The sequence below is a fragment of the Chloroflexus sp. genome, from assembly GCF_034435895.1.
GTDB lineage: Bacteria > Chloroflexota > Chloroflexia > Chloroflexales > Chloroflexaceae > Chloroflexus.
Map to the genome: position 1 here is coordinate 1 of NZ_DAOTWH010000335.1, position 3367 is coordinate 3367.

4 protein-coding genes are annotated in these 3367 nt (G+C 63.1%); 3 read left to right on the forward strand and 1 reads right to left on the reverse strand.

Going from position 1 to position 3367, the window contains the following annotated elements; all coding sequences use genetic code 11:
• Positions 1 to 577, reverse strand: a 577-nt coding sequence (locus U9R81_RS18625; RefSeq protein ID WP_322496910.1) for a branched-chain amino acid ABC transporter substrate-binding protein, incomplete at its 3' end; no start/stop codon positions are given.
• Between the two features lie 286 nt (positions 578 to 863).
• Here U9R81_RS18625 and U9R81_RS18630 point away from each other — a divergent pair.
• The 3 genes from U9R81_RS18630 (at position 864) to tsaD (ending at position 3352) form a co-directional block, all read left to right on the forward strand.
• The gene (locus tag U9R81_RS18630; RefSeq protein WP_322496911.1) at positions 864 to 1448 is read left to right on the forward strand and encodes a hypothetical protein; all 585 of its coding nucleotides are present in this window, start codon (positions 864 to 866) and stop codon (positions 1446 to 1448) included.
• Complete coding sequence (locus U9R81_RS18635; RefSeq protein WP_322496912.1) at positions 1445 to 2179, forward strand: YggS family pyridoxal phosphate-dependent enzyme; 735 nt, start codon at positions 1445 to 1447, stop codon at positions 2177 to 2179. Before U9R81_RS18630 ends, U9R81_RS18635 begins: the two co-directional genes overlap by 4 nt.
• A gap of 99 nt (positions 2180 to 2278) precedes the next feature.
• Positions 2279 to 3352, forward strand: coding sequence for a tRNA (adenosine(37)-N6)-threonylcarbamoyltransferase complex transferase subunit TsaD (gene tsaD / locus U9R81_RS18640; protein WP_322496913.1), 1074 nt, complete (start codon positions 2279 to 2281; stop codon positions 3350 to 3352).
• Positions 3353 to 3367 lie beyond the last annotated feature (15 nt).

Below are 3367 nucleotides of genomic sequence, written 5' to 3' on the forward strand. Positions count from 1 at the left end.
GCTCTTCGCGGGCGAACTTCTCGGCCACCGCACCCTGCACATCGTCGCGACCGACCACGCGGAAGGCCACTTCATAGCCGCCCTCGGTGATGTTCGGGTTGGTGTTGGCCGGCGAAATCATCGGCAGGCGGGCATTCTTGTAGTCGGGCAGCGAGGCCAGCGCCACACCCGAATTCAGGTGCCCAACCAAGCAGAGGATGTCCTTATCCGAAACAATGTTCTTAGCGTTGGCCGAACCAACTTCCGGCTTCGCCTGATCGTCGAACGGCACCAGTTCCACCTTAAAGCCCAGCGACTCCAGCGGGCCGGCCAACTGCCGCACCGCCAGCTCAGCGCCATTCTTGATACCGGTACCAAGCGCCGCTTGGCCGCCCGACAACGGGCTTTGGGTGGCGATCTTGATCACCTGAGCAGGGGCTGCGGTCGTCGGCGTTGGAGCTTCCGTTGGCACAGGGGCCGCGGTCGCTTGCGTCGCCGGCTGTGGCGTCGCCGTGGGCTGGGCCTGCTGGCCGCCGCACGCGGCGAGCATCGAGGCCAGCATACCGACCAGCAACAAGAGACTGATCGAACGCTTCATAACCGATTTCTCCTTGACTTCAAACCGGTAATCTGCCGTCTCCTGCGGTTGTCTGAACGTAACGCAACGGTGCTGAATCGTGAGCGAGTCAGCGTGACGCATCATTGCGTTGCGAACAGTTAACCACAATGGATGACAGTAGGCGAATATACGCGATCCGTGCCAGTTTGTCAAGCTTGCCGGCTAAAGCTACAATAAGGGGGGGTATGATGCAGAGCCATTCCCCCGGTTGGATCAACGCATGGGCTGTTCCAACCGGGGCAGCGAACGTAAAGAGACGGCGGAGATGCACAACGACGCACCGCCCATCCCGTTTTGGGCAATTGGTCTCTTGGGGGCAATCTTTCTGATCGGTATTAGTATCTTTATGCAGCAATCTCGATCAGCGGCCTTGATCGAGCAATTCGCCCGCCAACCGACGCCGGCGCTGCCGTTGCCCGCGCTCCCGCAACTCGAGGTGCAGAATCTGGCGCCGGACGTGCAGGCAGCGGCCCGCGCCATTTGGCAACAGATCGCAACCGGCAATCGTAGCCAGCCGATCGACCCGGTCGCGAGCAGCCAGCGGGTGCGGGTGGAGATTGATGTGATCGAACCGACCGCCGATGGGGTGCGGATTAAGGGGACGGTGACGAATCTGACCACTGCCGATCTGCTGGTGCCGATCAGTGCGTTTGAGCTACGCGACAGCACCGGCGAGAGCTACCGCTCACCCAGCTCGACAATGGCTAGCTTGCCGCCGGGAGGTTCGACGCCGCTAGAGTTGAGCGTGCCATTGCCAGAAGGGCGCGGCTTGTTGTTGATCACCCATTTGCCACCCGACCCGCCGATCGAGCAACGCTTACTGATCGATGTGCGAGGAGCGCGACCATGAACACCGAGTTGAGCCAACGACTGGCTGCCGCGCAAGCGCAGATTGCCGCCGCCGCAGCGGCTGCCGGACGCAGCGCAGCGGAGGTGCAACTGATTGCGGTCAGCAAGACCCATCCGCCAGCGGTGGTAGCGGCAGCGGTAGCCGCCGGCGTGACCGATCTGGGGGAAAATCGGGTGCAAGAAGCGCACCAAAAGATCAGCGCGTTGCAGACTCTGCGCCCACGGCCACGCTGGCATCTGATCGGCCACCTTCAGCGCAATAAAGCCAAGCTGGCCGTCGAACTGTTCGATCTCATCCATTCAGTTGACAGTCTGCGGCTCGCCGAGACGCTCGACCGGCATGCCCGCGAGCGTGACCGGCGGTTGCCGATTCTGTTGCAGATCAATGTCAGCGGCGAAGCGAGTAAAGAAGGGTTCTGGGTTCCGGGAGGGCTGAAGAATTGTGACGCCTATAGCGCGTTGCTGCGCGATATTGAAGGAATCTTGGCGTTGCCGGCGCTTGAGGTGCGCGGCCTGATGACGATCGCGCCGATTGTATCCCACCCTGATGAAGCGCGGCCCTTCTTTGCCGCGTTGCGCGAACTGCGCGACGATTTGGCCTGCCGCTACCCGCAGGCCAATTGGCGCGAGTTGTCGATGGGGATGAGCGATGATTTGGCGGCAGCGATCGCCGAAGGGGCAACCATGGTGCGGATCGGGCGGGCGATTTTTGGCGAGCGGCAAGCGGGATGACATTCGCTCCTGTGCTCGCGGCGGAGATAGCAGCGGTGATTGGCGCGTATTGGCGACGCAACGACATGACGTGAACAATGACAACGTACGAGTTTGAGCATGAACCAGCTTCCCGACGACTTTACCATTTTGGCGCTTGAGACATCGTGCGACGAGACCGCGGCGGCGGTGGTGCGCGGCGGGCGCACGGTGGTCAGCAATATTATCGCGTCACAGATGGCGACGCACGAGCGGTACGGCGGCGTGGTGCCTGAAATCGCATCGCGCCAGCATATTCTCAGCTTGGCGCCGGTGGTACGCGCGGCGCTGGCCGCCTTGCCGAACGGGTGGAACGATGTGCATGCGGTGGCGGCCACCCACGGCCCCGGCCTCAGCGGCGCGTTGCTGACGGGGCTGAATGCGGCCAAGGCGATGGCATGGCAGCGCGGCTTGCCATTCGTGGCGGTCAACCATCTGGAAGCGCATTTGTACGCGGGTTGGCTGGGCAGCGATCCGCCGCCGCCGTTTCCGCTAGTGGCGCTGCTGGTCAGCGGCGGCCATACCTTGCTGGCGCTCATTCGCGACCACGGCCAATATGACTTGCTGGGGCAGACTCGTGATGATGCCGCCGGCGAAGCATTTGATAAGGTGGCACGCATTTTGGGGTTGGGCTATCCGGGTGGGCCAGCGATACAAGCTGCGGCGGCGCAGGCTACTCCCGGCGGGGTGTTGCCGCGCGCGTGGCTGCGCGACAGCTACGACTTCTCGTTTAGCGGCCTCAAGACCGCAGTCTTGCACCGGGTGCAAGACCGGCTAGCGCAGGCGGCGCGGCTGAGCGGACGCAAAGGCGGCAACGATCCGGCGCAGCTCGATGCGCCGTTTGTGGCCCAGATGGCCTACGCCTTCCAAGAGTCGGTAGTGGATGTGTTGGTCAGTAAAACGGTTGACGCGGCCCGCCGGCACGGCGCGCAGGCGATCCTGCTGGCCGGCGGGGTAGCGGCCAACCGGCGCTTACGCGAAGAGCTGATCCGGCGCGCGCATGTGCCGGTACATCTGCCGGCGCTCGATCTTTGCACCGATAACGCGGCGATGGTGGCGGCAGCGGCATTTTACCGCTTCCACACCGGCGTGCAACACGGTTGGGATGTGGATGTGACGGCGAATTTGCCGTTGGGGGCGTCGGTAGGGGCATAGCGACGCTATGCCCCT